This window comes from Candidatus Sulfurimonas marisnigri (genome assembly GCF_015265475.1).
Taxonomy (GTDB): domain Bacteria; phylum Campylobacterota; class Campylobacteria; order Campylobacterales; family Sulfurimonadaceae; genus Sulfurimonas; species Sulfurimonas marisnigri.
In genome coordinates, this window is the sequence record NZ_CP054493.1 from 208,232 (window position 1) to 233,011 (window position 24,780).

The following is a 24,780-nucleotide window of genomic DNA, read 5'->3' on the forward strand; positions in this document are numbered from 1 at the left end:
AATGGAAATTTCTAGAAGAGACTTTATGCATATAGCAGCGATATTTGGTTTAGGTGCAGCAACTGCAGGATGTACTAGTGCATCAGCAAAAACACCAGCTCAAATATCTCTGAAAGATATTTATGATTTTAAGGCAACTGGTAACTTTTCTTTGCTTCATATGTGTGATTTACATGCACATATTAAGCCGTTGTATTGGAGAGAGCCATCTACTTTAATCTCTGCTCCAAACTTAGTTGGAACACCGGGATTTTTATGTGGAGAAGCTTTTGCAAAACATTATGGTTTAGAGCCAAGTTCATTAGACGCATATTTTGATACGCATATGGACTTTGACACTCTGGCTAAAAAGTTTGGAAAGATGGGCGGTATAGCTCATATAAAAACTGTTCTTGAGCATATCAGAGCTGAGAGAGGAGCAGAAAATGTTCTTTTTCTTGACTCAGGAGATACTTGGCAAGGTACAGGCGTTGCATTAAAAACTAAGGGTGAAGCTATTGTAAAAGCGCAAAACTACTTAGGTGTTGATGTAATGGTTGGACACTGGGAATTTACTTACGGTAAAGAGCGTGTTAAAGAGCTTATAGAGATGCTTGATGCTAAGTTTATTTCGCAAAATATAGTCGGTGACGATTCATTTTCGGATGAGTATGAAGAGTTGATATTTGAGCCATATACGATTCAGGAAAAAGGTGGAGCTAAGATTGGTATTATTGGACAATCTTTTCCATTTACATCAACTGCAAACCCTAAAGAGTTTACGCAAGGGTGGAGTTTTGGTCTTAGACTTGAAACACTTCAAGAGTATGTTAACGAGCTTAGAAAAGTGCACAAAGTTGATTGTGTGGTTGTTTTATCACATGACGGATTTAGTGTTGATCAAGAAGTTGCACGTCAGGTTCATGGTATAGACTTTATCTTAAGCGGACATACTCATGACCCTTCTCCTAAGCCTATTACAATTAACGGAACTGTTATTGTAATTGCGGGAAGTCATGGTAAGTATATCGGACGTTTAGACGTTGATGCTAAAGATGGTAAAGTTATTGATTATGAGTATAAACTTATCCCAATAGCATCAAATATGATACCGGCTGATCCAGCAGGTGTTAAGTTGGTAGATGAGCTTTATGCTCCATTTGCTTCAGAGTTTAATGAAGTGCTTGGTAAAACTAAAAATACACTTTATAAAAGAGATACATTTTTCTCAACTTTCGATCAGTTGATAAATGATGCAATTATGGATGAGATGAAGTGTGATATCTCATTTACACCTGGGTATAGATGGGGAACAACTGTTTTAGCCGGTGATGATATTTTAATGGATAATGTATATGAGATGTGTGGAATAACATATCCGAATGTGTATACATTTGAGCTAAAAGGTAAAAGGATTGCTACTCTTTTAGAAGATATTGCAGATAATGTTTTCAATGCAAATCCACTTTACCAACAAGGTGGTGATATGAGCCGTCTTGGCGGTATAACATATAGTATAGCCGTAGCAAACAAAGCTGGAGAGAGAATCTCTAAGCTTACAGTTGGTGGTAAACCAATTGATTTAGAAAAGACTTATATTGTCTCTTCTTGGGGTGGGAATTTACAAAATGCTGGTGAAAATCTTCAAAAAGATAAAATCAGAGCAGTTTACGATGTTACAAGAGATTATATTAAAAAACAAAAAGTTGTTGACGTAAGTAACGACGGTAATGTTACTTTGGTTGATTACGACTGCGGTTGCCCAGTTGAGGGCTCAAGAAGCTGTTCATAAGCTTCGTTATTCCGTATTTAATATGGAAATAAATTTTTATAAAAAGGGTTAATATGAAAATATCTAAATTAAGTATAGCAGCGTTTACAGTTATTGCTTTGGCTTCGTCAGCTCAGGCAACACTTAAATCAGACAAAGTTACTTTAAAAGGTAATATGGTTGTAGAGTACACTAAACTTCCAGCTCCAGTAAATACAATTAAAGAAGCATTTACTGAGGGTATGTTTTATGGTCGTTTAAGAGCAAATGCTTTTTATTGGGACTGGGATAAAGATCCTGCTGCAGGCAAAGACAATAGAAACCTTGGTGTAGGAGCTAGTTTAATATATAAGTCTGCACCACTTAATGGCTTAAGCGGTACGGTAGGTCTGTACACATCACAAAACCCTTTCTTTCGTATGGATAAAGAGGATGTTGGAAGTTCAAAGGCAGGTAAAGATACATTTAGCCGTCGTGATGTTTTAACTGGTGGTCACTATGGAATGACTGTGTTAGGTCAAGCTTATCTACAATATGATGCAGCTAAAACAAGCATTAAAGTTGGTCGACAAATGTTAGAGACTGTTTTTACAAAATCTAACGACACAAAAATGATACCAAATACTTTTGATGGTGTAACAGCTACTATTAAAGACATTCCAGATACTACTATACAATTAGCGTATTTTACCGCACAAAAACTGCGTGACCATACTTCAGGTCATGATGTAATTGCATTTGGAGGCGGTTCTACAAGTGAACAGAAGTGGTCACAAAATGATGACTCTGCTGTAAATAAAAGTTTGGATGTTGCAAAAGTTGGAATTGATAATACTTTGCAAATAGCATCTGTTACAAACAAATCTATCAAAAACTTAAAAGCAAATATTAGTTATGCGAGGGTTCCTGATGTTATTAGTAACTTAACTCTAGAGGCTCACTACACTATTCCAGTAAGCGGTGATTGGAAAATTGCACCGGGTATTAGATATATGAATCAAATGGATGATTTAGATTCTACTACTGCGGTTGCAAACTTGGGTAAAAAAACAGACAACTATACAGATCCAAATAGCTTAGACTCTAGTTTACTTGCTCTTAGACTTGATGTTAAAAACAAAGCATTTTTAGGTCGTATCGGTTACTCTAAAATTGCTGATGAAGCAGATATCGTAGCTCCATGGAGAGGTTTTCCTACTGGTGGATTTACTCGTGCAATGGCTCAGTATAACTGGTATGCAAATACTAAAACATATATGTTAAGACTTGGGTATGACTTTGGTAAAGCAGATATGATCCCAGGATTTAGCCTTATGGCAAGATATGCTGTTCAAGATTTCGATGAGACTAAACCTGGAGTAGCTGCAGACAGTAATATTATCCATATTGATGCTCGTCAAAACATTGGTAAAGACTTAGAACTTAAAGTAAGACTAGGTTTTGTGGATGCAGATGTAAAAGCTGGAAAAGATACTTCATACAATGAATATCGTGTTGAATTAAACTACTTCTTTTAAGAGGTAGTTAAAATATTATGTTAGTGGTTATTGTAGTTGCTGTTAGTTCATTTATTATAGTTCTCTCCTGTTTTATATAAAAATGTTAGTAACTGCAATAGCCACTAAAATAATATAAGCAATTTAATGATATAAATTATAAAGTTTATGTATAGTGGTTTTTTTAATTTATATAGAGTGAAAGTAGAGTTATGATAAAAATTTCTATGGTTTTGTTATTTTGTTTTTTTAACTTGTCTGCATTGGAGTGGCATACTTACAAAGATGCTCTAAAATTGCAAGAAAAAAGCTCTAAGGTAATAATGATTGATGTTATAAGAACAGAGTGTCAATATTGTATAAAAATGGATAAAAATGTCTTTTATAATGAAGAGATGTCTCAGTGGTTGGAAGAACGCTTTATACCAGTTAAGATAAATTTAGATAACGAGGAGATGCCATTGGATGTTGAAGTGAAAATGACACCGACTTTTTATTTTTTAGATAAAAATAATAATATAGTGAAAACTATACCTGGCTCTTGGAATATAGAGGATTTCAAAGACTTAACTAAAAATATCAAAGGAGAGTAGATGATTAAATATATACTTGTATTGTTACTCAGTACCTCTTTTGTAATTGGAGATACCGAGTTCGCAGAACCTGCCCCTTCAATAGTAGAGCCAAGAAAAGTAGTGTTGTCCATAAAGAGTGCAGATGATGAAGAGATAAACCATGTGTTAAGCAGTGCTAATAATGTGCTCAAATTTTACGGACCTGAAAATGTAAATATGAGAATTGTCGCTTACTACCATGGAATTAGAGCTTTACTTAAAAAAGAAAAAGCAATAGCTGCACGTATAGATGCAATGATGCAAGTAAATGTAGAGTTTGTTGCATGTGGCAATACTATGAGAACTAAGGGTATAAAAGAGGACGAACTTGTAGATGGTACTGAGATAGTTACAGCAGGTATTGTAGAGATGATAGAGCGCGTTAAAGAGGGTTGGGTAAATATTGTTCCATAAACAATAATTTACTTAAATTAAAAATCAAAGGAAAAGAAATGAAAAAAATCATAAGTTTAATTGTTGCACTTTTAAGTGTTTCTGTGTTGTCAGCAAAAGGTGATTTGCATCTATTTGATGTAGATAATAAAGATGGTTCTATAACAACTGTACAAATTGAAAAAGCATTTGTAGATGCAGGCTTCGGTATAGGCGTAAATTCTAATATGAATAAACCGTTTATGATACAGTTTAAAAAGACAGGTTATAAAGTATTTACACTTCTTACTGTTTACCATAAACAAATGTCTATGGACTTAGTTACTAAATATCCTGATTTTGGAGTATTTATGCCAATGGGTGTTGGAATATACCAAAGTAAAAGTGAAGACACTCTACATGTATCTGTATTAACAGCTGATGCACAGGCTAAAATATTAGGATTTGATGATCCTCTTATTAAAAGTATAGAAAAAGAAGTTTTAGCCGTTTTGAAAAAAGCTTTACCAAACTCTAATAATAAACTTAGTGAAGATGCTCTTAAAGCAGACAAGTCACTTGTTACAAAGTATGAACTTGAGTTAGATGGTGAAGACTGGGCAGAGTCTAGAGAGAACCTTATGTTGAGTCTAAATAATGGCTTTGATTTATATGGTTTTGTTATCCCAAGTAAGTTGAATGTAAATGAGAGTTTAAAAGAGAGCCCATACGATTTTTATGAAACAATATCAATATGTAAACTACCAGTTATTTATACTGTATCTTTGACAAGACCAGAGGCTGCTGCATTTGCTCCATGTAGCCTTATGTTATATAAGAAAAAAGATGAAGACAAAATTGTTCTTGGATTTCCTGCTGTTCACAACTGGATAAGCAGTGCACATGTAGAAAATAAAGAAGCTACTGATGTTTTATTAAAAGCTCAAAAGCAATTTGAGTCTATTTTAGCAGAAGCAACAGAGTAAAACTAAATAAACTATATGACTTTTGCTTTTAAAGTGAATAAATATTCTGCCTCAAAGAGGCTAGCTTTAGTGCCATAGCGGCTAGCGAAAACTATATGGGCTTTTGCTCATCTAGTGACTAAATATTCTGCCTCAAAGAGGCTAGCTTTAGTACCATAGCGGTTAGCGAAAACTATATGGGCTTTTGCTCATATAGTGACTAAAATAATGTAGGCTCGAGTGCTTTGAGCTTATAACTTCTTCTATGAATTTCACAATACCCATACTTCTTAATCATCTCTACATGTAGGGCTGTTCCATAACCTTTATGTTTCTCAAACTGATACTCTGGATACTTTTTAGCTTCTATTAAAATATCTCTATCATGTGTAACTTTTGCAAGAATCGAAGCAGCACTAACCTCGGCCACCTTGCCATCCGCTTTTACCATTGTGGGAAGCCCACTAACTCCGAAGTTGGAGTTTCCATCAAAAAGGTACTCTTCACATTTTAGATTTTTCATTATCTCCTGAAGCCCTCTTTTAAGACATATTGATATACCATTATCGTCAATCTCTTTAGGGGAAAACTTAACTATATGAAAAGAAGCAGCTTTAATAATTAACTCATATAGAGCTTCTCTTTTTTTCTCACTCAGTTTTTTTGAGTCATTCAAGCCTTCTACCTGCAGGTTTAAAATACACCCAGCCATAACTAAATCTCCGGCTATCGGCCCGCGACCAGCTTCATCAATTCCGCATAATTTTCCAAACATTTATTTGCCCTTTTAGTTTTAGTAATATTTAAAGATAGCCTAATCCCCAATGGCCCATATATCAAATGGAATCATCTCTACATGTGAAAGTGGATGGCTAACGCTTCCCTCTCTACTCATGGTAACTGCAGTCACGCTCTTAACCTGATGTGTAAATATAAAAGCTTCAATAGCCTCCATCTTTTTAAATAGTGTTCTCTCATCCGCAAATGGCATACCTAAAATAACTTCATCACTTTGCGGAAGATAAAAATCAATTCCATCATCATAAAAACACTCTATGTCTGATTTTAGTAACTCCAAATATATCATATTTTCAAAAAGTCTAGCAAAGTTCTTATCTATTGTAAGGGCAGACTTTAAAGATATATCGCATAAATATATCTTTTTCGTTGCCTTCGCATGGTTGGTTTTTTCTAGCTGATGAATATATTTTTTAGAACTTAGGGTCTCAATAGATTTATAGAGTTTATCTTTTGAAATCTTTCTTGTCTGTTTGAGTCTCTCATATATAGAAAAAGGAGATATCTTTTGTGCAATCATCTTTGCGCAAAATACTAAAATATCAAGTTCCATATCATCAAGTGCATACTTTAGTGTTTTTTGAATATACAAGTTGCGCTCATCACTATTGACTTTATGCATTGATGGAAATGCACCAAGCTGGAAGAAGTGGTTTAGTGCAGTAGAATCATATTTATGTTCATAAGCTAAAAACTCTTCATAATCAAGAGGGTAAAGCTGTAGAGTTTTTAAATAATCAATAGTATAGTTAATTTCACTACATGTAATTAGTTGAGGAACATTAACAATTTTAATATTTTGCGTATAGTTGTCTAAAACCAAGGTGCTTATTTTATTTTTATTGCAGAAAATTGATAGATTTTTATTTAATTCATCAATATCTATCCGTATATCACTACAATCAATATATAAGTAACTGCTCTTTTTTAGGCTTAATAGGTAATTTTTTACTAATTTAGTTTTTCCACTTTGAGAAATACCATTTATTTGATAGCTCAAATCATCCAAAAATACTTTTCTATAGTGAAATTTATCTAAACTAATTTCTGTTTTATATAACTCTTCCAAGAATATTTCCATATTGCAATTTTATCATTTCCTTATTAAAAGGAAATAAATTTGAGATAAAATCAATATTTACCCCTTATTTCCTTGAATATAGAGACTTGTTTGGGTACAATTCCACTTCACTAATATAGTTAGGCTAGACCTGACGAGTTCTTTTAGAGGGAAATACATGGAAAAAATTCGTTTAAAATTGAAAGCTTATGATCATCGTGTACTTGATAGATCTGTAGCATCAATCGTAGAGGCTGTAAAACGTACTGGCGCGGTAATCCGTGGTCCAATACCTTTACCAACAAAGATTCGTAAATATACTGTTTTAAAATCTGTTCACGTTAATAAAAAAGCTCGTGAGCAATTTGAAATTCGTATGCATGCTAGAGTAATTGACATCGTTTCTGCTACGCCAGAAACTGTAGATTCTCTTATGAAACTAGATCTTGCACCTGAAGTGGACGTTGAAGTTCGCTCTATGGACAAGTAGGAGGTCATCGTGGAATATATTGTTGAAAAAATCGGTATGAGCCGTACTATCACGGTTCCTAGTAAACCTGTTACTCTTTTAAGAGTTTTAGATGCTAAAGTATGTGAAGTTAATGAGGGTACTGCAATTGTTGCTTACAATCGCGGTAAAAAAATGAATAAGTCAATTGAAGGTCAGCAAAAGAAATATAACCTTTCATCTGAGTTTAACCGTTTAGTTACTATGGAAGTAGCTAACACTGAAGCTGGAGATTTAGATTTTACTCCTTTGGCAGAAGCTAAAGTTTTAAAAGCTACTTTTACTACTAAAGGTCGCGGTTTTACTGGTGCTATGAAGCGTTGGAATTTCTCTGGCGGTCCTGCATCACACGGTCATAGATTTGGTCGTAGAACAGGTTCAATCGGTATGGCAGAGTGGCCAGGTCGTGTAATGAAGGGTAAGAAAATGCCTGGACAATACGGAAATGTACAAAATAGCGTGAAAAATGAAATCGTTTCTTACGATGCTGAAAACAAAATCATTGCGGTTTCTGGTTCAGTTTCTGGAGCTAATGGTTCATTAGGTCGTGTAAAGGTAGCTAAATAATGAGCGCAATCGTTTTAAATGAAAAAATGGAAAAAGCATCTGAGTTAGCATTACCAGAGAGTTTTTCTGGTATTAATCCTCATAACTTATACCTGTATGTAAAGTCGGCACAAGCTGCTATGAGAGCAAATAGCTCAAAAGCTTTAACTCGTGCAGAAGTTAGAGGTGGTGGTAAGAAACCATGGGCTCAAAAAGGTGGCGGTCGCGCTCGTGCTGGTTCACGTCGTTCTCCTGTCTTTGTGGGTGGTGGTAAGGCATTTGGTCCTAATAACAACCGTAATTATGATCTTAAAGTTAATAAAAAGCAAAAGAAACTTGCTCTTAACTTTGCTCTAAACGAGCATGCACAAAACGGTACGCTTTTTATAGTTGACAACTTTGAAGTTGCATCTGGTAAAACTAAAGATGCAAATGCAATGTTTAAAGCTTTAAATCAAAGAGATGTACTTATTGTTAAGTCTATCTTAGATGAGAAGACATTTTTAGCATTTGAGAATCTTTCACAAACTTATGTTGTTGAAGCAAATGAATTAAATGCTTACTTAGCTGCTAATTATCGTTCACTTGTGATCGAAAAAGCGGTATGGGAAAATCTTGTAGGTGAGGCTAAATAATGGCAGATATTACAGATATTAAATCTATACTATATACAGAGAAGACATTAGGTATGCAAGAAGATGGAATTATAGTTGTTCAAACATCTCCTCGTATGACTAAAACAGGTCTTAAAGAGGTTTTTCGTGAGTACTTTGGAATAGTTCCATCAAGAGTTAACTCACTTAATCAAAGCGGAAAAACAAAACGTTTCCGTGGTGTACAAGGTAAACAAAATGACTTCAAAAAGTTTTATGTTCAATTACCTGAGGGTGCACAAATAGAAAGTTTGGCGGTTTAACATGGCAATTAAAACTTATAAGCCGGTAACTCCGTCTCGTCGTTTTTATACTAATGTTGACAGTGGTGATATCACAGCGAAAGCTAGTGTCCGTTCTTTATTGGTTAAGCTTCCTGCTCACGCTGGTCGTAACAATAATGGTCGTATCACATCTCGTCATAAACAAGCTGGTGCTAAAAAACTTTACCGTATCATAGATTTCAAAAGAAATAAATTTGGTATTCCAGGTACAGTTAGCACTATTGAGTACGATCCGTACCGTAACTGTCGTATCGCGTTAGTTACATATGCTGATGGTGAAAAAAGATACATATTACAACCAAAAGGTCTATGTGTCGGTGATGCGGTTATGTCTGCTGAATCTGGACTAGATGTTAAACCTGGTAATGCTATGAAACTAAAAAGTATCCCGGTTGGTACAGTTATTCATAATATTGAGTTAAAGACTGGTAAGGGCGGACAAATGTGTCGTGCTGCTGGAACTTCTGCTCAAATTATGGGTCGTGATGGTAAATATGTTTCACTTCGTATGCCTTCATCTGAAATGCGTTTAGTATTAGGTGAGTGTTTAGCGACTGTTGGAACAGTAGGAAATGAAGAGTATGGCAATATAGTAATAGCGAAAGCTGGTCGTAGTCGTCATATGGGTATCCGTCCTCAAACTCGTGGTTCAGCAATGAATCCAGTTGATCACCCGCATGGTGGTGGTGAAGGTAAAACGAATTCAGGACGTCACCCGGTTACTCCTTGGGGTAAACCGACTAAGGGTGCTAAAACTCGCCGTAAGAAAGCTAGTGATAAACTTATTATTACTCGCCGTAAACCAAATGCGAAAAGGGTAGGATAATGGCTCGTTCAGTAAAAAAAGGTCCATTCATTGATGACCATTTAATGAAAAAAGTTGTTGCAGCAAAAGCTGAAAGCAATAAAAAACCTATTAAAACATGGTCAAGAAGATCAATGGTTATACCTGAAATGGTTGGTTTAACATTTAACGTTCACAACGGACGTCAATTTATTCCTGTGCACATTTCAGAGAACCATATTGGTTATAAGCTTGGTGAATTTTCACCAACTCGTACATTTAAGGGCCATAAGGGCTCTGTACAGAAGAAGGGTTAATCATGGCTAGAGCATTATTAAAATACATCCGTGTTTCACCAATCAAATCTCGTCTTATTGCAAGAGAGATTCAAGGTATGAATGCTGAAGCAGCACTAGCAGCTTTAGAGTTTACACCAAACAAAGCAGCAAAAATCATCTATAAAGTGCTTGCATCTGCAGTTGCTAATAGTGGTAGTGAAGCTGAAGATTGTACAGTAACATCGTGTCGTGTTGACAACGGTCCTGTTCTTAAGCGTTTCCGTCCACGTGCTCGTGGTATGGCGTCTGGAATCAGAAAACCAACAGCACATATCTTAGTAGAAGTAGAGGGTAAATAGTATGGGTCAAAAAGTTAATCCTATTGGTTTACGTCTTGGTATTAACCGCAATTGGGAGAGCCGCTGGTTCCCTGATTTTAAGACTGCGCCAGCATCTTTAGGTGAAGATCACAAAATTCGTACATATTTGAAAAAAGAGCTTTACTATGCTGGTGTTGCTAACATCATTATAGAGAGAACAGTTAAGAGACTTCGCGTAACTATCGTTGCTGCTCGCCCAGGTATCATTATTGGTAAAAAAGGTGCGGACATTGAGAAGCTTAAAACTACTCTTCAAAATCTTGTTGGTAAGCAGATATCTGTAAACATCAAAGAAGAGAAGAAAGCTCAAACTTCAGCTCAGTTGGTTGCAGAAAACATAGCTACTCAACTAGAGCGTCGTGTTGCTTTTAGAAGAGCAATGAAAAAATCTATGCAAAATGCACAAAGAAGCGGTGCTAAAGGTATTAAAGTGTCTGTAAGTGGTCGTCTTGGTGGAGCTGAAATGGCTCGTACTGAGTGGTACTTAGAGGGACGTGTTCCTTTACATACACTTCGTGCAAAAATAGATTATGGTTTTGCTGAAGCACATACTACTTATGGTTGTATCGGTGTTAAAGTATGGATATTCAAAGGTGAAGTGCTTACTAAAGGTATTCCTGCTGAAGTTCAAGAAGACAAACAAGAGAAACAAGAGCGTCGTCCAAAGCGTGCTCCGAGAAAGGCTGATTAATTATGTTAATGCCAAAGAGAACAAAATATAGAAAAGTAATGAAGGGTCGTAACCGTGGTTATGCTCGTTCAGGTTTTACGCTAGCATTTGGTGATATCGCTTTAAAAGCGGTTGAAGCTGGTCGTATTAACTCTCGTCAGATTGAGTCAGCTCGTATTTCAGCTACTCGTCATATTAAAAGAAATGGTAAGATTTGGATTCGTGTATTCCCTGCTAAACCGTTAACTGCAAAACCTCTTGAAACTCGTATGGGTAAAGGTAAGGGTGCAGTTGACCAATGGGTTATGAATATTAAGCCAGGTCGTATTATATTTGAAATGGCCGGTGTTCCGCATGAACTTGCTCGTGAAGCATTAACTCTTGCATTACACAAATTACCTTTCAAAACTAAAATAATTACTGCGGAGATGAGCAATGAAATATTCTGATTTAGCAGATAAAAGTGTAGCAGAGCTTCAAGCAATGCTTAAAGTTAGAAAGACTGAGCTTTTTACTTTAAAAATAAAAAAACAGATGATGCAACTACAAAACACAAGCGAACTTCGTGTCGCTAAAAAAGATGTTGCTAGAATCAACACTGCACTTAGTGCAGCGAAATAGGGGCTGGCAATGACACATAAACGTGAAATTCAAGGTAAAGTTGTAAAAATTTCAGGCGATAAAACAGTAAGTTTACTTGTAGAACGCCGTGTAATGCATCCTCGTTACCACAAAGTTGTAAAACGTTTCAAAAAGTACCTAGTACATGATGAGCGTAATGAAGTAAAAGTTGGTGATGAGATTGTTGCAATCGAATGTCGTCCACTTTCAAAGACTAAATCTTTTAGACTTAAAACAGTAGTAGCGGGAGCAGAATAATGATCCAAGGTTTTACTCGTCTAAATGTAGCTGATAATACAGGTGCTAAAGAGATTATGTGTATCAAGGTACTTGGTGGTTCTAAGCGTCGTTACGCAACAGTTGGTGACGTTATCGTTGCTTCTGTTAAGAAGGCGACACCTACTGCTAAAGTTAAAAAAGGTAAAGTTGTAAAAGCTGTTATCGTTAGAGTAGCTAAAGAGGTCCAGCGCGAAAATGGTTCTCTTATCCGTTTTGATGATAATGCAGCTGTTATACTTGATGACAAGAGAGAGCCAATTGGTACTCGTATTTTCGGCCCTGTTGCTCGTGAAGTACGTTATGCTGGATTTATGAAAATCGTATCTCTCGCGCCGGAGGTTGTTTAATGGCAAAGTTTAATTTCAAAAAAGGCGATACTGTAGAAATTATCGCTGGTGATGATCGCGGAACTAAAGCTACTGTGCTTGAAGTATTACCTAAGAGAAATAAGGTAATAGTAGAGGGTTGTAAAGTTGCTAAGAAAGCTATCAAACCAACTGAAGAGAACACTAAAGGCGGACATATCAATAAAGAGATGCCAATAGATGTTTCAAATGTTCGTAAAGTGGAGGCATAAGTAGATGGCTCGTTTAAAAGAAAAATATTTAGGTTTAAAATCTGAATTACAAGCAGACTTAGGAATTAAAAATCCTATGCAAACTCCTCAGTTAGATAAAGTTATTATCTCTGTTGGTGCTGGTTTTGCAATGAAAGATAACAAACTTATCCAAAACATTGAAGACACTATTACTAAAATTGCTGGTCAAAAAGCAACTACTGTAATAGCTAAAAAATCAGTTGCTGGTTTTAAAGTTCGTGAAGGTATGCCAGTTGGTATCCGTGTTACACTTCGTGGTGAAAACATGTATAACTTCTTTGATCGCCTAGTTGCTATAGCACTTCCTCGTGTTAAAGATTTCCGTGGTGTTCCAAGAAATGGTTTTGATGGCCGTGGTAACTACAACTTTGGATTACAAGAGCAACTAATTTTCCCAGAAATTAGTTATGATTCTATCATGCAAATTCATGGTATGAATATCACAGTTGTAACAACTGCTGATTCAGATAAGGCAGGATTCGCTCTTTTAGAGAAAATTGGTATGCCTTTTAGTAAAGGGAGCAACTAATGGCTAAGAAATCGATGATTGCTAAAGCGGCAAGAACTCCAAAATTCAAGGTTCGTGGTTATACAAGATGTCAGGTTTGTGGTCGTCCACACTCTGTTCTTCGTGACTTCGGTATCTGCCGTATATGTTTTAGAAAAATGGCAAATGAGGGATTAATCCCAGGTGTTAGAAAGTCTTCTTGGTAGGCTCTGCCTTCCAAGAGGAAACTTCTAATTATTAGTAATTATTTTATAGTTAATTAAATTACTCTATAAAATAGTCACAACTAAGGAAAATAAATGATAAATGATTTAGTATCGGACGCGTTAACTCGTATTCGTAATGCTGGTATGAGAAGATTACCTGTTACTACTTTAGTTCACTCTAAGAGTGTTGAAGCTATGGCAAATATCTTAGTAGACAAAGGTTATATTGAAAGCTGTAACGTTATCGAAGATGGCGTTAAGAAAACAATTAAAGTTGTATTAAAATATAATGAGAGTGAAAAAACTGTTATTAATGAAATGAAAAGAGTTTCTAAGCCTGGTAGACGTGTTTACAAAGGCAAAGAAGATATTAAGCGTTTCAAAAATGGTTACGGAACTATTATTGTAAGTACATCACATGGCGTTCTACCAAATGACAAAGCATATGAGCTTGGCATTGGTGGTGAAGTTATGTGTACGATTTGGTAGGGAGATAACATGTCAAGAATTGGTAAATTACCTGTAGATTTTGCTGCTGATATTAATGTTAGTACAAATGGAAATGTTATAACTTTTGCTAAAGGCAAAAATAGTGTTGATTTAGATACAAAAGGAAATGTTTCTTTCACGTTAGAAGGAAATACTTTAACTTTTGCTACATTAACGGATGCAAAAGCTCATAGAGCTTTTTGGGGAACTTATCGTGCTTTAGCTGCAAATATTGTTACTGGTTTAACTACTGGCTACACTAGGCAGTTAGAGATTAATGGCGTTGGTTACCGTGCTTCTGTTAATGGAAAAATACTTAATCTTCAACTTGGTTTTTCTCATGATATCAATTATGAGTTACCAGAAGGTATACAAGCTAGCGTTGAGAAGAATGTTATAACTCTTAAAGGACATGAAAAGCAAGTGCTTGGTCAAGTTGCTGCAGAAGTTAGATCATTCCGTCCACCAGAGCCTTACAAAGGTAAAGGTGTTAAATACATGGAAGAGCATATCGTGCGTAAAGCCGGTAAAACTGCTAAGAAGTAAGGGAGGGTATTAAAAAATGAATGCAAAAGTATTAAAAAATAAAGTAGCTAACCGTTTAAAGCGTAAGCGTCGTATTCGTGCAAAAATATCTGGATGTGCTTCACTTCCTCGTGTTTCTGTATTTCGTTCAAATCGTTACTTAAGTGTACAAGCAATTGATGATGCAACAGCAACAACTTTAGCTGCACTTAACTCGAAAATAACTGGTCATAAATCAAATAAAGAAGGTGCTGCTGCACTTGGTGAAGCATTTGCTGCAACACTAAAAGCTGCTAAAATTTCTGAAGTTGTATTTGATCGTAATGGTTACCAATACCACGGCGTAATAGCTGCATTTGGTGACGCACTTCGTGCAAACGAAATTAAGTTCTAGGGGTTAAGATGGAAATCAATAGAGAAGATTTTGAAGAATCAATTGTAAATATAGGTCGTGTTACAAAAGTTGTAAAAGGTGGACGTCGTTTTCGTTTTACAGCACTTGTAGTTGTTGGTGATAAAAAAGGTACTATCGGTTATGGTGCTGGAAAAGCGAAAGAAGTTCCAGATGCTATTAAAAAAGCGGTAGATAATGCATTTAAAAACATCTCTAAAGTTAGTATCAAAGGTACTACAATTGCACATGATATTGAGCATAAATACAATGCAAGTCGCATTTTATTAAAGCCAGCATCACCAGGTACGGGTGTAATTGCGGGTGGAGCTACTCGTCACGTTCTTGAACTTGCAGGTATTAAAGATGTACTTACAAAGTCAATTGGCTCAAACAATCCAGGTACACTAGTGCGCGCTACAGTCGAAGCACTAGGTCGCTTGAAAGGATAGATGATGGGAATTGAAAATTTAACTCCGGCAGAAGGTTCTACAAAGAATCGTAAACGTGTAGGTCGTGGACATGCTTCTGGAACAGGTAAAACTGCCGGAAGAGGTAGTAAAGGTCAAAAATCTCGTTCTGGTTACAGTAGAAAAAGAAACTTCGAGGGTGGTCAAATGCAACTTGCAAAAAGACTTCCTAAAATTGGATTTACTTCTCGCGTAGTAAAACCACACATTGTTAATGTAGAGAAAATCACTGCAGTTGCTGAGTTAGCTGAAATAACTATAGAATCAATCCGTAGTGTTCATAAACTTAGTGCTTCGGTAACTAAAGTTAAGTTAGTTGGTGCATCTGCTAAAGATTTAGCATCAAAAATTAAAGACGACAACATTACTACTACAGGTAAATAGTCGTGAATAAAAATCTAGTTAATAAGATACTTATTACTATCGGGTTTTTATTTATCTATCGTCTACTGGCATACGTGCCAGTGCCAGGCGTTGATACTGCTGTCATAGCTTCATTCTTCGATTCTCACCAAGCCGATGCACTAGGATTATTTAATATGTTTAGCGGTAATGCTGTTGAGCGTATGTCAATTATTGCACTTGGAATTATGCCTTATATCACTGCTTCAATTATTATGGAACTTTTAGCTGCAACTTTTGCACCTTTGGGTCAAATGAAAAAAGAGCGTGATGGTATGGTTAAGTATATGCAAATTATACGTTATGCAACTATTGTTATTACAATAATCCAAGCAATCGGTATTAGTGTGGGACTTCAAAGTTTAACTGGACCAAATGGAAACAGTGCTATTCTTGCTGATCATAATACATTTATAATACTTTCTGCTGTTTCAATGCTAGCGGGAACAATGTTACTAATGTGGATAGGTGAGCAGATTACACAAAGTGGCATCGGTAATGGTATTTCACTTATTATTTTTGCTGGTATAGTTTCAGCTATTCCAAGTGCGATTGGTCAAACAATCACAATGGTAAATACAGGGGCTATGAGCTTCTTAACTGTAATAGCAATTCTTGCTCTTATATTTGGAACAGTTGCTGTAATTATCTATGTTGAACTTGGTGAGCGTCGTGTACCTATTACTTATGCTAAAAAAGTTATGATGCAAAATCAGAATAAAAGAGTTATGAATTACATTCCTATCAAAGTTAACTTAGCTGGTGTTATTCCAGTTATCTTCGCTTCTGCAATATTAATGTTTCCAATGACTGTTTTATCAAGTAGTACTAATCCTACTATGATTATGATTGCTGATTATCTAAATCCAAATAGTTATTTCTTTAACTTTTTGACATTTGTATTTGTTGTTTTCTTTGCATTCTTTTACGCATCAATTACTTTTAATGCAAAAGACATTGCAGACAATCTAAAAAAACAAGGTGGCTTTATTCCTGGTATTCGTACTGGTGAAGCGACTAAAGAGTTTTTAAATAAGACAGCTGGTGATTTAACTTTTACTGGTGCTCTTTATCTTGGACTTGTTGCAACTCTGCCATTTATGATTATTAAAGGGATGGGTGTACCATTCTTTTTTGGTGGAACAGCGGTTTTAATCGTTGTTCAAGTGGCACTGGATACAATGAGAAAAATTGAGGCACAAGTTTACATGAGTAAATATGAGACACTAAGTGCAGTTGGACTTTAAATAATGGCCATCGCGCTTAGAAAACCTCAAGAGATTGAGAAGCTTCGTGCTGCTAACAAAATTGTTGGCGGTGCTTTAGAATTACTAAGACAAAACACAAAAGTAGGTGTATCTTTAAAAGAGTTAGATGCTATGGCTGAGGAGTTTATTCTCTCTCATGGCGCTAAACCATCTTTTAAAGGTCTCTACGGCTTTCCTAATGCAGTATGCTGCTCATTAAATCAAGTTATTATTCACGGTATTCCAACAGATTATAAACTCCAAGAGGGTGATTTGATTGGTTATGATATTGGCACTGAATTAGATGGCTGGTTTGGTGATGCAGCTATAACGGTTGGAGTAGGTAAAGTTAGTGCAAAAGATGAAGAGCTGATTGCTTGTGCGAAAGATACTCTTTATGAAGCAATATCTGCTATAAAAGTAGGTATGCGTTTTAAAGAGCTTTCATTAGTATTAGAGAACTCTATTCGTTCAAGAGGTTTTGTTCCACTTTACAACTTTTGTGGTCATGGTATTGGTAAAAAGCCTCATGAAGAGCCTGAAATTCCAAACTACCTTGATGGTAAAAATCCAAATGCTGGTCCAAAGATTAAAAACGGAATGGTTTTTTGTCTTGAGCCTATGATATGTCAAAAAGATTCTAAACCTGTTATCCTAGGTAACAAGTGGGATGTTGTTAGTGCCGATGATTTACGCGGCTCACACTATGAGCATACTGTTGCAATTATCAACGGTAAAGCTGAAATTTTATCTCTCGCTTAGAGAAGTTTGAAGGACTTATAAATGGCTAAATCAGATGTTATCGAAGTAGATGGCAAAATTATAGAAGCTTTGCCTAATGCAACATTTCGTGTTGAATTAGAAAATGGACACATTATTTTATGTCATATCGCAGGAAAAATGCGTATGCACTATATTAAAATACTTCCAGGTGACAAAGTGAAACTTGAACTAACGCCTTACTCACTTGATAAAGGTCGTATCACTTATAGATACAAATAATAGTCTCCCTGATTATCAGGGACTATTTTTTTTTGCTCCATAGATTAACGTAGGTAAGAATTTACCGCCCCACAATATAAACAATAATAGCCATACGCTAAATGATATATCAAACAAGAAGTTCATTCCCCATCCAAAACCTACACTTAGACTATATATTGCACGCATAAGAACAACGGCTTGTATGAACCAAAAGAGAGCTGTTACAAAGGTGTCAGCATGTGGACTTTGAGCTGAATGGCCAAGTGTTACACGAGTTCCAAAGCCAATTAGTATTGTTGTTAAAAAACCTATTGCTATTAGATGTATACCTAAGAAGTAAAACGATGTGTTCAAATAAATTTCACCGACAAGTGATACTGCATCAATAAAGAAAGCTGCTGGAAGCCAAAATAGACCAAGATGAAGCACCCAAAGTATAGATGGAGTATTAAACTTATATATTTTCCATCTTATGAATTCCCATGAGAGGTAGAATCCTAATACTAAATCAATTAAAATTTCTGCTAACTTTATATATTCATATGAATTAAATGTACCAAGTATAGTTTTGAGTACAAATAAAACAAACACTCTTTTTACAAATTTTTCATTTTTTTCTTGCTGGGAATGTGAGAAAAATGGGACCATTCTTTGCGCTATAGAAAATGTCAAAAAAATTAGATACAAAAAAAATGAAAATAGTATAGCAAAGGTTGAAAGCTCAGGAATAAGTAGTGAAATAATCATCAATATATTTCCAACTAGACCAAAGCTAAAAGCACTGAGTATCCAAAAAGCGTCTTGTAAGTTTGTTGCTTTAGAAGTATTGTAAATATTTCTAAGTTTTAATACTATTAAAAAATGACCCAAGGCTAAGGTTAACATAGCAGCAAACATGATTTCAAATTTAAAAAATGCGCCTAAAATATATAGTGATGAACCAGCTAGATTTATCAATAAAATATTTTTATAATATTTTTTCTCGATGGCTTCTACAGAGCAGAATCTTGTATAAGTAGTAAATACAAACCCTGTAAATAAATTTGTAAAGACAATATATATAAGTGAGTAGACATGAAAATTGATTGAGGAGGTTGTTAGCTGAATAATCCCTTTATAACTAAGTGCAAAAAATAAAAGAACAAGAATTGAATTTACAATTCCTAGAACAAAAAATGGTTGATGAGGCTGAGAAAGAAAATAACTCTCTTTCTTTTCTTGTTGCTTAAATGTCAAAAAGACTCCAATTTAAAAAATATTTTTATAGTTATTCAGCCTATATAAAATATAAGTAAAGTTAAAATATTTCTGAATTTCTAAATTCAGAAATTTCAGTCTCTACCATTTCATCAATCATTATTTGAAAAAGCTCTGAGACCATATTTGGAGAGACATCCGCTTTTATCGCAGCGTGACGAACTTTTTGCAGAATATACTCTATTCTATCTTCAGCCTTTACTTCATCAACACTATTTTTAAATGCCGCTGCTTGGCGTATTAGATGACTTCTATCAGATATAAGTTCAACAATTTTGTCATCAAGCATATCTATCTCTTGTCTAACCTCTTCTAGTGAGTTACATTTTTTTATATTTGACATATATTTTCTCCATAATTTATGATATATTATCCAAAAATAGATAATAACTAAGTTACTTTGTATTAAGCAATATTTTGAATGCATGTAAATATTATTTTAGCTATACTTTTTTATACTTAGGTTTTAAAGGAGCTATATATGGAAAATGATTTTAGCTTGGATGGATCTTTAGAACTTATTCAATCAAACTCTACTCTTTTATATGACTTGTATGTAAATTTTATTGAAGTAGACCAAAAAGAATATAAAAAATTAGCCAAAGATTTAGAGATATTTTATGGTTATGGACATACTCCCTTTGGAGATGCTCTTTTAGCATTTAGTACAAAAGGTATGTGCTTTTTAGCTTTTGGGGATGATGAAGAGAAGCTTCATAGTGAGCTTAAGGGAACTTGGAAAAATGCCAAGGTAACTAAAGATGATGAAAAAGTAAAAGAGTATTTAAAAAATATTTTAATTAATGAAAAAAAAGTAGATATATTTGTAAAAGGGACAAATTTTCAGGTAAATGTATGGAAGGCTCTTTTAAATATTGAGTATGGATGTGTGGCTACATACCAAGATATAGCTGATTGTATATGTAAACCAAAAGCAGTAAGAGCTGTAGCGAATGCAATTGGTTCAAATAATATAGCTTATTTTATACCTTGTCATAGAGTCATAGCAAAATCTGGCGCTATAAGTGGTTATAGATGGGGAGTAGATAGAAAAAAAATATTATTAGCATATGAGGCGTCAAAGAGTGAATAAAATATATGAGATTTACAAAACACTTTATGGTACTTATGGTCCACAAGGTTGGTGGCCTTTTATAAACTATAATGGAGTAAATGAAAGCAAGAATGGAAATGTTGATGGTTATCATATAGAGGATTACTCTTTTCCTAGAAATAGTGATGAGGTTTTTGAAGTATGTCTGGGTTCAATACTGACTCAAAACACAACTTTTACATCTGTTGTAAAATCACTGCACAATTTAAAAGACAAAAATGCACTTACTCCAGAAGCTATAAAAAATATGGATATTGATGAGTTAAAAGAGGCTATTAAACCATCAGGATATTTTAATCAAAAAGCTCGTTATATATTGGAATATATCTCTTTTTTTGAAGGCTTAAATGGAGTAACTCCAACTAGAGATGAACTTCTACATGTAGTTGGTATTGGAGAAGAAACAGCAGACTCAATATTACTATATGGATATAACACAGCAGAATTTAAAGTCGATGCTTACACAAAAAGAATGCTTATAGAACTTGGACTTATTGACGAGAAGTTAAAATACAAAGATATAAAAAAACTGATGCAAGACTCTTTAAAAGAGTGCATAAACGATGAGAAAAAGTTAGTGATAGTTTATCAGGAGTTTCATGCTCTTATAGTTAACCACTCAAAAGAGTTTTATTCTAAACAGCCTTATGCTCAAGGATGTTTTTTAAAAGAGAAATATTATGAATAGTTTGTTTGACAAAAATAATAATGTAGCAATACTAGTGGCTGGAATTATAGCGATAGTTGTAGGAGTCGGTGTAGCACGCTTTGCTTTTACTTCGCTTCTTCCATTTATGCTCGAAGATTTTTTATCACTTACAAATGCCGGGATAATGGCATCGTTTAACTTTGCTGGTTATTTATCTGGCGCGATATTTTCTATTTTTATAAAAGATATAAACACAAAAGTAAAGTACTTTAGAATAGGTATGGTTCTTAGTATTATTACTACTTTAGTGCTTGCAACAACAACAAATGAGACTCTGTGGATAGCATCAAGAGTTATCGCAGGGTTTGGCTCTGCAATGGTCTTGATAGTTGGCGGAGCATTGGTTATGGTCAAGCTAAACTTTGAAGATAAAACAAAAGCGATGGGGATTCACTTTAGCGGTATAGGTTTTGCGATACTTATAAGCGAACTGATTAGTCAATATATATTAAAAGATGGGAGTTGGGCCGATGCTTGGCTTGCCTTAGCGATATTCGCTTTTATAATATCTTTTTATTCAGTATATATTTTGTCGTTTGACAAAGAGATAAAGCAAGAGGCAATAAAACATAAACTTTCAAAATCTGTATTTACTCCATATGTTATTTTGCTTATACTGGCCTACTTTACAGAGGGTGTCGGTTTTGTAGTGCAAGGGACATTTTTGCCGGACATAATAAATTCTCTTAAAGGTCTGGATGGCTACGGAAGTATTGGTTGGCTAATGGTTGGAATCGCAGGTATACCATCCTCTATAGTTTTCATGAGATTGGCGCATAACTACGGAAGTGTAAATATAATTATTCTAGCAATGGCTCTGCAAATTGTAGGGATACTTATACCTGTACTGAGTACAAATATCTATCTTAACTTACTAAGCGGTGCTCTTTACGGGAGTACTTTTATAGCACTAGTAGCACTTTTTATGCACCTAGGCGGCAGACTCGCAGGGAATAATCCGGTGGTTTTGATGGGTTCTATGACAGCTGCTTACGGAGTAGGTCAGGTTGGTGCTCCACTTTATAGTGTAGCTTTGATTGAGTATTTTGGAGACTATAACTCTACACTCTATTTGACAGCATTTATAGTTTTTGTAGGGATACTGCTTCTAGTTTATGCAAAAAAAATAGAAAATAAGAGATAACGAATATTTCTACATGTAGATTAGTTCTACATGTAGAAATAAATTGATTAGAATTTTGCGTTAGGAATAGGGTAGTTTTGTACAACAAAGTCTATATCTTTATCACCTCTGCCGCTTAAATTGATTAAAATTGTTTTATCTTTGCCAAGAGTTTTTGCCAGTTTCATGGCATACCCAACAGCGTGAGCAGACTCTAGTGCAGGGATAATACCTTCAAGTTGAGATAGTTTATAAAATGCATCAATTGCTTCTTCGTCGTTGCAAAGAGCAACTGTAGTTCTTCCAGTCTGCATTAAATGTGCATGCTCAGGACCAACGGATGGGTAGTCAATTCCAGAACCAACAGAGTAAACAGGAGCTGGTTCACCATCAGCATCTTTAAGCATTATAGAGTTAAAACCGTGCATAACTCCCTCTTCACCGTAAGTAAGAGTTGCTGCATGTTTACCAAGCTCTTCACCTACACCCATAGGCTCAACACCAATTAAATCTACTTCTTTATCGTCAATAAAACCAGCAAAAATCCCCATGGCATTAGAACCACCACCTACACAAGCCACAACATTGTCTGGTAGTTTTCCTTCATGTTCTAAAAACTGCTCTTTTGATTCAAAACCAATAACAGATTGAAAATCTCTAACCATCATTGGAAAAGGGTGTGGACCAACAACAGAACCAATGCAGTAGATAGCCGTGTCAGCTTGAGGAACATAGCTATCAAAGGCAGAGTCAACAGCTTCTTTTAAAGTTCTTAAACCATGTGTAGCAGGAATAACATTTGCACCAAGTATTTTCATACGAACAACATTTGGGTGTTCTTTTTCAATATCTACTTCACCCATATGTATTTCACACTCTAAACCAAAATATGCTGCTGCAGTTGCAAGAGCAACACCATGTTGACCAGCACCAGTCTCTGCGATAACTTTTTTCTTTCCTAGGTGCTTGGCTAAGATAACTTCTGCCATACAGTGGTTTAGTTTGTGTGCACCAGTATGATTTAAATCTTCTCTTTTTAAGTAAATCTTAGCACCGCCGCAAAGCTCTGTAAGGTTTTTAGCAAATGAGATAGGAGTCGGGCGACCCTGGTAGTGTTTTCTAACATACTTTAATTCATTTATAAATTCAGGAGAATGCTTTAGCTCTTCGTAAGCTTTTGTTATATCTGCAAACGGTTGTTCAAGTACAGGAGGTATGTATGAACCTCCGAATTTTCCAAAGTATCCGTTTTCATCAGGATAAGATTCTAGGTAAGATTTAGACATGAAAGTAGTTCCTTTTAATATTTGTAATAATTATAGTTATTTTGGCTTAGTCTTTGCATAAGTTATATTGTTTTAAAAAAAAATATTGTATACTAGGTAAAAATATTAAAAAGGGTTATTTTGTATTTAAAGTATCTGTTAATCATATTATTTTTTTCATCACTACTTTTTTCAAAAGGAGAAGATGTATCAGTTGATACTATTGATACTATTGAAAAGCTATTAAATAAAAATGAGTACAAGAATAGTTGTGAATTAGTTGATGTGTTTTATAAGAACAACCCTTATGATTTTAAGGCTAATCTTTATTACGGAAAGTGTGCTTATTATAGAGGTGACATAGATGGTGCAATGGCAGCATATGATCGTGCAGATATAATAAATGAAGAGGATTCTTCGGTTCATAAACATTTAGGCGATTTACATGCTTATATAGGCAATATAGAGATTGCTAATGAGGAGTATGACAAGGCAGACAAATTTGGTAATGAAGTTGTTGAGCGTTCAACTATAACGGGACACAAGACCAACACCTTTTCTCTCCTGGCACGTTTTAGCGTAGGTGTTGATGATAATGTCAAATATAATGCTGATATCTCTGACATGAACGAATGGTTCAGTATAACAAATTATCCTACGCAACCAGAATCTGACACATTTATAAAGGAGTATGTTCGCCTAACACATACTTATGACAGTAACCCATTTTCCTCCTTTTACTATAAAAACCAATTACATATTTATAACAAGAACTATAGTAAATTTGATACAGAAGACTTTACTCAAGGAGAGTTTTACAGTGGTCCAGGGTGGGCATCTAGTGATTTTGATATTTGGCTACCAGTAAGTTACACATATATGGCTATTAGTTATGAAGATTATGCAGAAGTTTTCTCTTTTAAACCTCAGGTAAGGAAAAGGTTTGCTAACAAAGTTCTATTAAAAATAGAAGCAGAATATCAATACCAAAAATATTTTAACTGGGATTATGGCGATAAAGACATATATTTTGCTTCTCTCAGTTTAAGTAGATGGTTTGGAAAAAACTACTTGAGGGCTGCTTATCATTATACGAAGGTTGAAAAACATAGCAGTGATTCTCCGCGTATTTTTATAGAAAAAAACATTAATGAATTGGAGGTTAATTACACAAGAAGAGTTACGAAATCTATAGAGTTTGGAATTGGGTATCTATATGCGACATCTCTTTATAAAGATGCTGCAAAGTTTTTATCCGAACAAAGAAGAGAAGATACATTACAAAAGTATTCAGCGTATGTGTCATATAACATAACAAATAATATTGGAGTAATGATGCAATATGCTGATTATGATAACGAAACAAACTACATTCCATCAGACTACGCTAAAGAGGTAATTACTGCTGGATTGTATTTATACTACTAAAATTTA

Annotated in this window: 37 protein-coding genes; 32 read left to right on the forward strand and 5 right to left on the reverse strand. The window is 34.9% G+C overall.

Annotated elements, in window-relative coordinates:
• Position 1: 1 nt before the first annotated feature.
• From soxB to HUE87_RS01075, 5 genes are all read left to right on the forward strand, one after another.
• The gene (gene soxB, locus HUE87_RS01055) at positions 2–1,771 is read left to right on the forward strand and encodes a thiosulfohydrolase SoxB (protein ID WP_194366909.1); all 1,770 of its coding nucleotides are present in this window, start codon (positions 2–4) and stop codon (positions 1,769–1,771) included.
• A gap of 53 nt (positions 1,772–1,824) precedes the next feature.
• Positions 1,825–3,267, forward strand: a complete 1,443-nt coding sequence (locus HUE87_RS01060; protein ID WP_194366910.1) for an OprD family outer membrane porin — start codon at positions 1,825–1,827, stop codon at positions 3,265–3,267.
• Positions 3,268–3,458: 191 nt separating this feature from the next.
• Positions 3,459–3,839 (forward strand): thioredoxin family protein, encoded by a 381-nt coding sequence (locus tag HUE87_RS01065; protein ID WP_194366911.1) that lies wholly within the window; start codon positions 3,459–3,461, stop codon positions 3,837–3,839.
• Positions 3,840–4,274 carry a DsrE family protein gene (locus tag HUE87_RS01070; RefSeq protein WP_194366912.1) on the forward strand — a complete coding sequence of 145 codons (435 nt, stop codon included), beginning with the start codon at positions 3,840–3,842 and terminating at the stop codon, positions 4,272–4,274.
• Between the two features lie 38 nt (positions 4,275–4,312).
• Positions 4,313–5,218: a DUF302 domain-containing protein gene (locus HUE87_RS01075; RefSeq protein ID WP_194366913.1), complete on the forward strand. Its 906-nt coding sequence runs from the start codon at positions 4,313–4,315 to the stop codon at positions 5,216–5,218.
• A gap of 199 nt (positions 5,219–5,417) precedes the next feature.
• Here HUE87_RS01075 and rnhB read toward each other — a convergent pair whose 3' ends face one another.
• Positions 5,418–5,972 carry a ribonuclease HII gene (gene rnhB, locus HUE87_RS01080; RefSeq protein ID WP_194366914.1) on the reverse strand — a complete coding sequence of 185 codons (555 nt, stop codon included), beginning with the start codon at positions 5,970–5,972 and terminating at the stop codon, positions 5,418–5,420.
• A gap of 39 nt (positions 5,973–6,011) precedes the next feature.
• Positions 6,012–7,076: an ATP-binding protein gene (locus tag HUE87_RS01085; RefSeq protein WP_194366915.1), complete on the reverse strand. Its 1,065-nt coding sequence runs from the start codon at positions 7,074–7,076 to the stop codon at positions 6,012–6,014.
• 157 nt (positions 7,077–7,233) lie between these two features.
• On the opposite strand from HUE87_RS01085, the gene rpsJ reads away from it, so the two are divergent.
• The 23 genes from rpsJ to infA all read left to right on the forward strand — a co-directional run bounded on the left by rpsJ (position 7,234) and on the right by infA (position 17,896).
• Positions 7,234–7,545 (forward strand): 30S ribosomal protein S10, encoded by a 312-nt coding sequence (rpsJ, locus tag HUE87_RS01090; protein WP_194366916.1) that lies wholly within the window; start codon positions 7,234–7,236, stop codon positions 7,543–7,545.
• A gap of 9 nt (positions 7,546–7,554) precedes the next feature.
• On the forward strand, positions 7,555–8,130 hold the full coding sequence (rplC, locus tag HUE87_RS01095; protein ID WP_194366917.1) for a 50S ribosomal protein L3: 576 nt from the start codon (positions 7,555–7,557) through the stop codon (positions 8,128–8,130).
• Complete coding sequence (rplD, locus tag HUE87_RS01100) at positions 8,130–8,744, forward strand: 50S ribosomal protein L4 (RefSeq protein ID WP_194366918.1); 615 nt, start codon at positions 8,130–8,132, stop codon at positions 8,742–8,744. Before rplC ends, rplD begins: the two co-directional genes overlap by 1 nt.
• Positions 8,744–9,025 carry a 50S ribosomal protein L23 gene (locus HUE87_RS01105; protein WP_194366919.1) on the forward strand — a complete coding sequence of 94 codons (282 nt, stop codon included), beginning with the start codon at positions 8,744–8,746 and terminating at the stop codon, positions 9,023–9,025. Before rplD ends, HUE87_RS01105 begins: the two co-directional genes overlap by 1 nt.
• Position 9,026: 1 nt before the next feature.
• Positions 9,027–9,872 carry a 50S ribosomal protein L2 gene (gene rplB / locus HUE87_RS01110; protein ID WP_194366920.1) on the forward strand — a complete coding sequence of 282 codons (846 nt, stop codon included), beginning with the start codon at positions 9,027–9,029 and terminating at the stop codon, positions 9,870–9,872.
• Positions 9,872–10,147 (forward strand): 30S ribosomal protein S19, encoded by a 276-nt coding sequence (gene rpsS, locus HUE87_RS01115; RefSeq protein WP_194366921.1) that lies wholly within the window; start codon positions 9,872–9,874, stop codon positions 10,145–10,147. The genes rplB and rpsS overlap by 1 nt, the downstream gene beginning before the upstream one ends.
• A gap of 2 nt (positions 10,148–10,149) precedes the next feature.
• A complete protein-coding gene (gene rplV / locus HUE87_RS01120) occupies positions 10,150–10,467 on the forward strand; it encodes a 50S ribosomal protein L22 (protein ID WP_194366922.1) in 318 nt (105 codons plus the stop codon).
• A 1-nt stretch (position 10,468) separates the two neighbouring features.
• Complete coding sequence (gene rpsC, locus HUE87_RS01125; protein ID WP_194366923.1) at positions 10,469–11,179, forward strand: 30S ribosomal protein S3; 711 nt, start codon at positions 10,469–10,471, stop codon at positions 11,177–11,179.
• Positions 11,180–11,181: 2 nt separating this feature from the next.
• Positions 11,182–11,607, forward strand: a complete 426-nt coding sequence (rplP, locus tag HUE87_RS01130; protein ID WP_194366924.1) for a 50S ribosomal protein L16 — start codon at positions 11,182–11,184, stop codon at positions 11,605–11,607.
• A complete protein-coding gene (gene rpmC / locus HUE87_RS01135; RefSeq protein WP_194366925.1) occupies positions 11,594–11,779 on the forward strand; it encodes a 50S ribosomal protein L29 in 186 nt (61 codons plus the stop codon). Before rplP ends, rpmC begins: the two co-directional genes overlap by 14 nt.
• A 9-nt stretch (positions 11,780–11,788) precedes the next feature.
• Positions 11,789–12,037 (forward strand): 30S ribosomal protein S17, encoded by a 249-nt coding sequence (rpsQ, locus tag HUE87_RS01140; RefSeq protein ID WP_194366926.1) that lies wholly within the window; start codon positions 11,789–11,791, stop codon positions 12,035–12,037.
• Positions 12,037–12,405 carry a 50S ribosomal protein L14 gene (gene rplN / locus HUE87_RS01145; RefSeq protein ID WP_194366927.1) on the forward strand — a complete coding sequence of 123 codons (369 nt, stop codon included), beginning with the start codon at positions 12,037–12,039 and terminating at the stop codon, positions 12,403–12,405. The genes rpsQ and rplN overlap by 1 nt, the downstream gene beginning before the upstream one ends.
• The gene (rplX, locus tag HUE87_RS01150; RefSeq protein ID WP_194366928.1) at positions 12,405–12,635 is read left to right on the forward strand and encodes a 50S ribosomal protein L24; all 231 of its coding nucleotides are present in this window, start codon (positions 12,405–12,407) and stop codon (positions 12,633–12,635) included. Before rplN ends, rplX begins: the two co-directional genes overlap by 1 nt.
• 4 nt (positions 12,636–12,639) lie before the next feature.
• A complete protein-coding gene (gene rplE / locus HUE87_RS01155; RefSeq protein ID WP_194366929.1) occupies positions 12,640–13,185 on the forward strand; it encodes a 50S ribosomal protein L5 in 546 nt (181 codons plus the stop codon).
• The gene (locus tag HUE87_RS01160; RefSeq protein WP_194366930.1) at positions 13,185–13,370 is read left to right on the forward strand and encodes a type Z 30S ribosomal protein S14; all 186 of its coding nucleotides are present in this window, start codon (positions 13,185–13,187) and stop codon (positions 13,368–13,370) included. The genes rplE and HUE87_RS01160 overlap by 1 nt, the downstream gene beginning before the upstream one ends.
• 93 nt (positions 13,371–13,463) lie before the next feature.
• On the forward strand, positions 13,464–13,859 hold the full coding sequence (rpsH, locus tag HUE87_RS01165; RefSeq protein ID WP_194366931.1) for a 30S ribosomal protein S8: 396 nt from the start codon (positions 13,464–13,466) through the stop codon (positions 13,857–13,859).
• Positions 13,860–13,868: 9 nt separating this feature from the next.
• Positions 13,869–14,405: a 50S ribosomal protein L6 gene (rplF, locus tag HUE87_RS01170; RefSeq protein ID WP_194366932.1), complete on the forward strand. Its 537-nt coding sequence runs from the start codon at positions 13,869–13,871 to the stop codon at positions 14,403–14,405.
• 16 nt (positions 14,406–14,421) lie between these two features.
• Positions 14,422–14,778: a 50S ribosomal protein L18 gene (gene rplR, locus HUE87_RS01175; RefSeq protein ID WP_194366933.1), complete on the forward strand. Its 357-nt coding sequence runs from the start codon at positions 14,422–14,424 to the stop codon at positions 14,776–14,778.
• Between the two features lie 8 nt (positions 14,779–14,786).
• A complete protein-coding gene (gene rpsE, locus HUE87_RS01180; RefSeq protein ID WP_194366934.1) occupies positions 14,787–15,227 on the forward strand; it encodes a 30S ribosomal protein S5 in 441 nt (146 codons plus the stop codon).
• A gap of 3 nt (positions 15,228–15,230) precedes the next feature.
• Positions 15,231–15,629, forward strand: coding sequence for a 50S ribosomal protein L15 (gene rplO, locus HUE87_RS01185; RefSeq protein ID WP_194366935.1), 399 nt, complete (start codon positions 15,231–15,233; stop codon positions 15,627–15,629).
• A 2-nt stretch (positions 15,630–15,631) separates the two neighbouring features.
• Positions 15,632–16,894: a preprotein translocase subunit SecY gene (gene secY, locus HUE87_RS01190; protein WP_194366936.1), complete on the forward strand. Its 1,263-nt coding sequence runs from the start codon at positions 15,632–15,634 to the stop codon at positions 16,892–16,894.
• 3 nt (positions 16,895–16,897) lie between these two features.
• Entirely contained in the window at positions 16,898–17,656 is a 759-nt protein-coding gene (gene map / locus HUE87_RS01195; protein ID WP_194366937.1) for a type I methionyl aminopeptidase, read from the forward strand.
• A gap of 21 nt (positions 17,657–17,677) precedes the next feature.
• On the forward strand, positions 17,678–17,896 hold the full coding sequence (infA, locus tag HUE87_RS01200) for a translation initiation factor IF-1 (protein ID WP_008338996.1): 219 nt from the start codon (positions 17,678–17,680) through the stop codon (positions 17,894–17,896).
• Positions 17,897–17,911: 15 nt separating this feature from the next.
• Here infA and HUE87_RS01205 read toward each other — a convergent pair whose 3' ends face one another.
• Positions 17,912–19,114, reverse strand: a complete 1,203-nt coding sequence (locus tag HUE87_RS01205) for an NnrS family protein (RefSeq protein ID WP_194366938.1) — start codon at positions 19,112–19,114, stop codon at positions 17,912–17,914.
• 61 nt (positions 19,115–19,175) lie between these two features.
• Entirely contained in the window at positions 19,176–19,478 is a 303-nt protein-coding gene (locus HUE87_RS01210) for a chorismate mutase (RefSeq protein ID WP_194366939.1), read from the reverse strand.
• 138 nt (positions 19,479–19,616) lie between these two features.
• Here HUE87_RS01210 and HUE87_RS01215 point away from each other — a divergent pair, with 138 nt between their 5' ends.
• The 3 genes from HUE87_RS01215 to HUE87_RS01225 are packed head-to-tail and all read left to right on the forward strand — an operon-like array spanning position 19,617 to position 22,102.
• A complete protein-coding gene (locus HUE87_RS01215) occupies positions 19,617–20,228 on the forward strand; it encodes a methylated-DNA--[protein]-cysteine S-methyltransferase (RefSeq protein ID WP_194366940.1) in 612 nt (203 codons plus the stop codon).
• Positions 20,221–20,937, forward strand: a complete 717-nt coding sequence (locus HUE87_RS01220; protein ID WP_229855178.1) for an endonuclease III domain-containing protein — start codon at positions 20,221–20,223, stop codon at positions 20,935–20,937. The genes HUE87_RS01215 and HUE87_RS01220 overlap by 8 nt, the downstream gene beginning before the upstream one ends.
• Positions 20,930–22,102, forward strand: coding sequence for a YbfB/YjiJ family MFS transporter (locus tag HUE87_RS01225; RefSeq protein ID WP_194366942.1), 1,173 nt, complete (start codon positions 20,930–20,932; stop codon positions 22,100–22,102). Before HUE87_RS01220 ends, HUE87_RS01225 begins: the two co-directional genes overlap by 8 nt.
• Positions 22,103–22,149: 47 nt before the next feature.
• Here HUE87_RS01225 and trpB read toward each other — a convergent pair whose 3' ends face one another.
• A complete protein-coding gene (gene trpB / locus HUE87_RS01230) occupies positions 22,150–23,367 on the reverse strand; it encodes a tryptophan synthase subunit beta (protein WP_194366943.1) in 1,218 nt (405 codons plus the stop codon).
• Between the two features lie 120 nt (positions 23,368–23,487).
• On the opposite strand from trpB, the gene HUE87_RS01235 reads away from it, so the two are divergent.
• A complete protein-coding gene (locus HUE87_RS01235) occupies positions 23,488–24,774 on the forward strand; it encodes a tetratricopeptide repeat protein (protein ID WP_194366944.1) in 1,287 nt (428 codons plus the stop codon).
• Positions 24,775–24,780 lie beyond the last annotated feature (6 nt).

Bases quoted from the DNA above. Each gene is read 5' to 3' on its own strand.
- soxB (WP_194366909.1), top strand. From the start codon at position 2: ATGGAAATTTCTAGAAGAGACTTTATGCATATAGCAGCGATATTTGGT.
- HUE87_RS01060 (WP_194366910.1), top strand. From the start codon at position 1,825: ATGAAAATATCTAAATTAAGTATAGCAGCGTTTACAGTTATTGCTTTG.
- HUE87_RS01065 (WP_194366911.1), top strand. From the start codon at position 3,459: ATGATAAAAATTTCTATGGTTTTGTTATTTTGTTTTTTTAACTTGTCT.
- HUE87_RS01070 (WP_194366912.1), top strand. From the start codon at position 3,840: ATGATTAAATATATACTTGTATTGTTACTCAGTACCTCTTTTGTAATT.
- HUE87_RS01075 (WP_194366913.1), top strand. From the start codon at position 4,313: ATGAAAAAAATCATAAGTTTAATTGTTGCACTTTTAAGTGTTTCTGTG.
- rnhB (WP_194366914.1), bottom strand. From the start codon at position 5,972: ATGTTTGGAAAATTATGCGGAATTGATGAAGCTGGTCGCGGGCCGATA.
- HUE87_RS01085 (WP_194366915.1), bottom strand. From the start codon at position 7,076: ATGGAAATATTCTTGGAAGAGTTATATAAAACAGAAATTAGTTTAGAT.
- rpsJ (WP_194366916.1), top strand. From the start codon at position 7,234: ATGGAAAAAATTCGTTTAAAATTGAAAGCTTATGATCATCGTGTACTT.
- rplD (WP_194366918.1), top strand. From the start codon at position 8,130: ATGAGCGCAATCGTTTTAAATGAAAAAATGGAAAAAGCATCTGAGTTA.
- HUE87_RS01105 (WP_194366919.1), top strand. From the start codon at position 8,744: ATGGCAGATATTACAGATATTAAATCTATACTATATACAGAGAAGACA.
- rplB (WP_194366920.1), top strand. From the start codon at position 9,027: ATGGCAATTAAAACTTATAAGCCGGTAACTCCGTCTCGTCGTTTTTAT.
- rpsS (WP_194366921.1), top strand. From the start codon at position 9,872: ATGGCTCGTTCAGTAAAAAAAGGTCCATTCATTGATGACCATTTAATG.
- rplV (WP_194366922.1), top strand. From the start codon at position 10,150: ATGGCTAGAGCATTATTAAAATACATCCGTGTTTCACCAATCAAATCT.
- rpsC (WP_194366923.1), top strand. From the start codon at position 10,469: ATGGGTCAAAAAGTTAATCCTATTGGTTTACGTCTTGGTATTAACCGC.
- rplP (WP_194366924.1), top strand. From the start codon at position 11,182: ATGTTAATGCCAAAGAGAACAAAATATAGAAAAGTAATGAAGGGTCGT.
- rpmC (WP_194366925.1), top strand. From the start codon at position 11,594: ATGAAATATTCTGATTTAGCAGATAAAAGTGTAGCAGAGCTTCAAGCA.
- rpsQ (WP_194366926.1), top strand. From the start codon at position 11,789: ATGACACATAAACGTGAAATTCAAGGTAAAGTTGTAAAAATTTCAGGC.
- rplN (WP_194366927.1), top strand. From the start codon at position 12,037: ATGATCCAAGGTTTTACTCGTCTAAATGTAGCTGATAATACAGGTGCT.
- rplX (WP_194366928.1), top strand. From the start codon at position 12,405: ATGGCAAAGTTTAATTTCAAAAAAGGCGATACTGTAGAAATTATCGCT.
- rplE (WP_194366929.1), top strand. From the start codon at position 12,640: ATGGCTCGTTTAAAAGAAAAATATTTAGGTTTAAAATCTGAATTACAA.
- HUE87_RS01160 (WP_194366930.1), top strand. From the start codon at position 13,185: ATGGCTAAGAAATCGATGATTGCTAAAGCGGCAAGAACTCCAAAATTC.
- rpsH (WP_194366931.1), top strand. From the start codon at position 13,464: ATGATAAATGATTTAGTATCGGACGCGTTAACTCGTATTCGTAATGCT.
- rplF (WP_194366932.1), top strand. From the start codon at position 13,869: ATGTCAAGAATTGGTAAATTACCTGTAGATTTTGCTGCTGATATTAAT.
- rplR (WP_194366933.1), top strand. From the start codon at position 14,422: ATGAATGCAAAAGTATTAAAAAATAAAGTAGCTAACCGTTTAAAGCGT.
- rpsE (WP_194366934.1), top strand. From the start codon at position 14,787: ATGGAAATCAATAGAGAAGATTTTGAAGAATCAATTGTAAATATAGGT.
- rplO (WP_194366935.1), top strand. From the start codon at position 15,231: ATGGGAATTGAAAATTTAACTCCGGCAGAAGGTTCTACAAAGAATCGT.
- map (WP_194366937.1), top strand. From the start codon at position 16,898: ATGGCCATCGCGCTTAGAAAACCTCAAGAGATTGAGAAGCTTCGTGCT.
- infA (WP_008338996.1), top strand. From the start codon at position 17,678: ATGGCTAAATCAGATGTTATCGAAGTAGATGGCAAAATTATAGAAGCT.
- HUE87_RS01210 (WP_194366939.1), bottom strand. From the start codon at position 19,478: ATGTCAAATATAAAAAAATGTAACTCACTAGAAGAGGTTAGACAAGAG.
- HUE87_RS01215 (WP_194366940.1), top strand. From the start codon at position 19,617: ATGGAAAATGATTTTAGCTTGGATGGATCTTTAGAACTTATTCAATCA.
- HUE87_RS01225 (WP_194366942.1), top strand. From the start codon at position 20,930: ATGAATAGTTTGTTTGACAAAAATAATAATGTAGCAATACTAGTGGCT.
- trpB (WP_194366943.1), bottom strand. From the start codon at position 23,367: ATGTCTAAATCTTACCTAGAATCTTATCCTGATGAAAACGGATACTTT.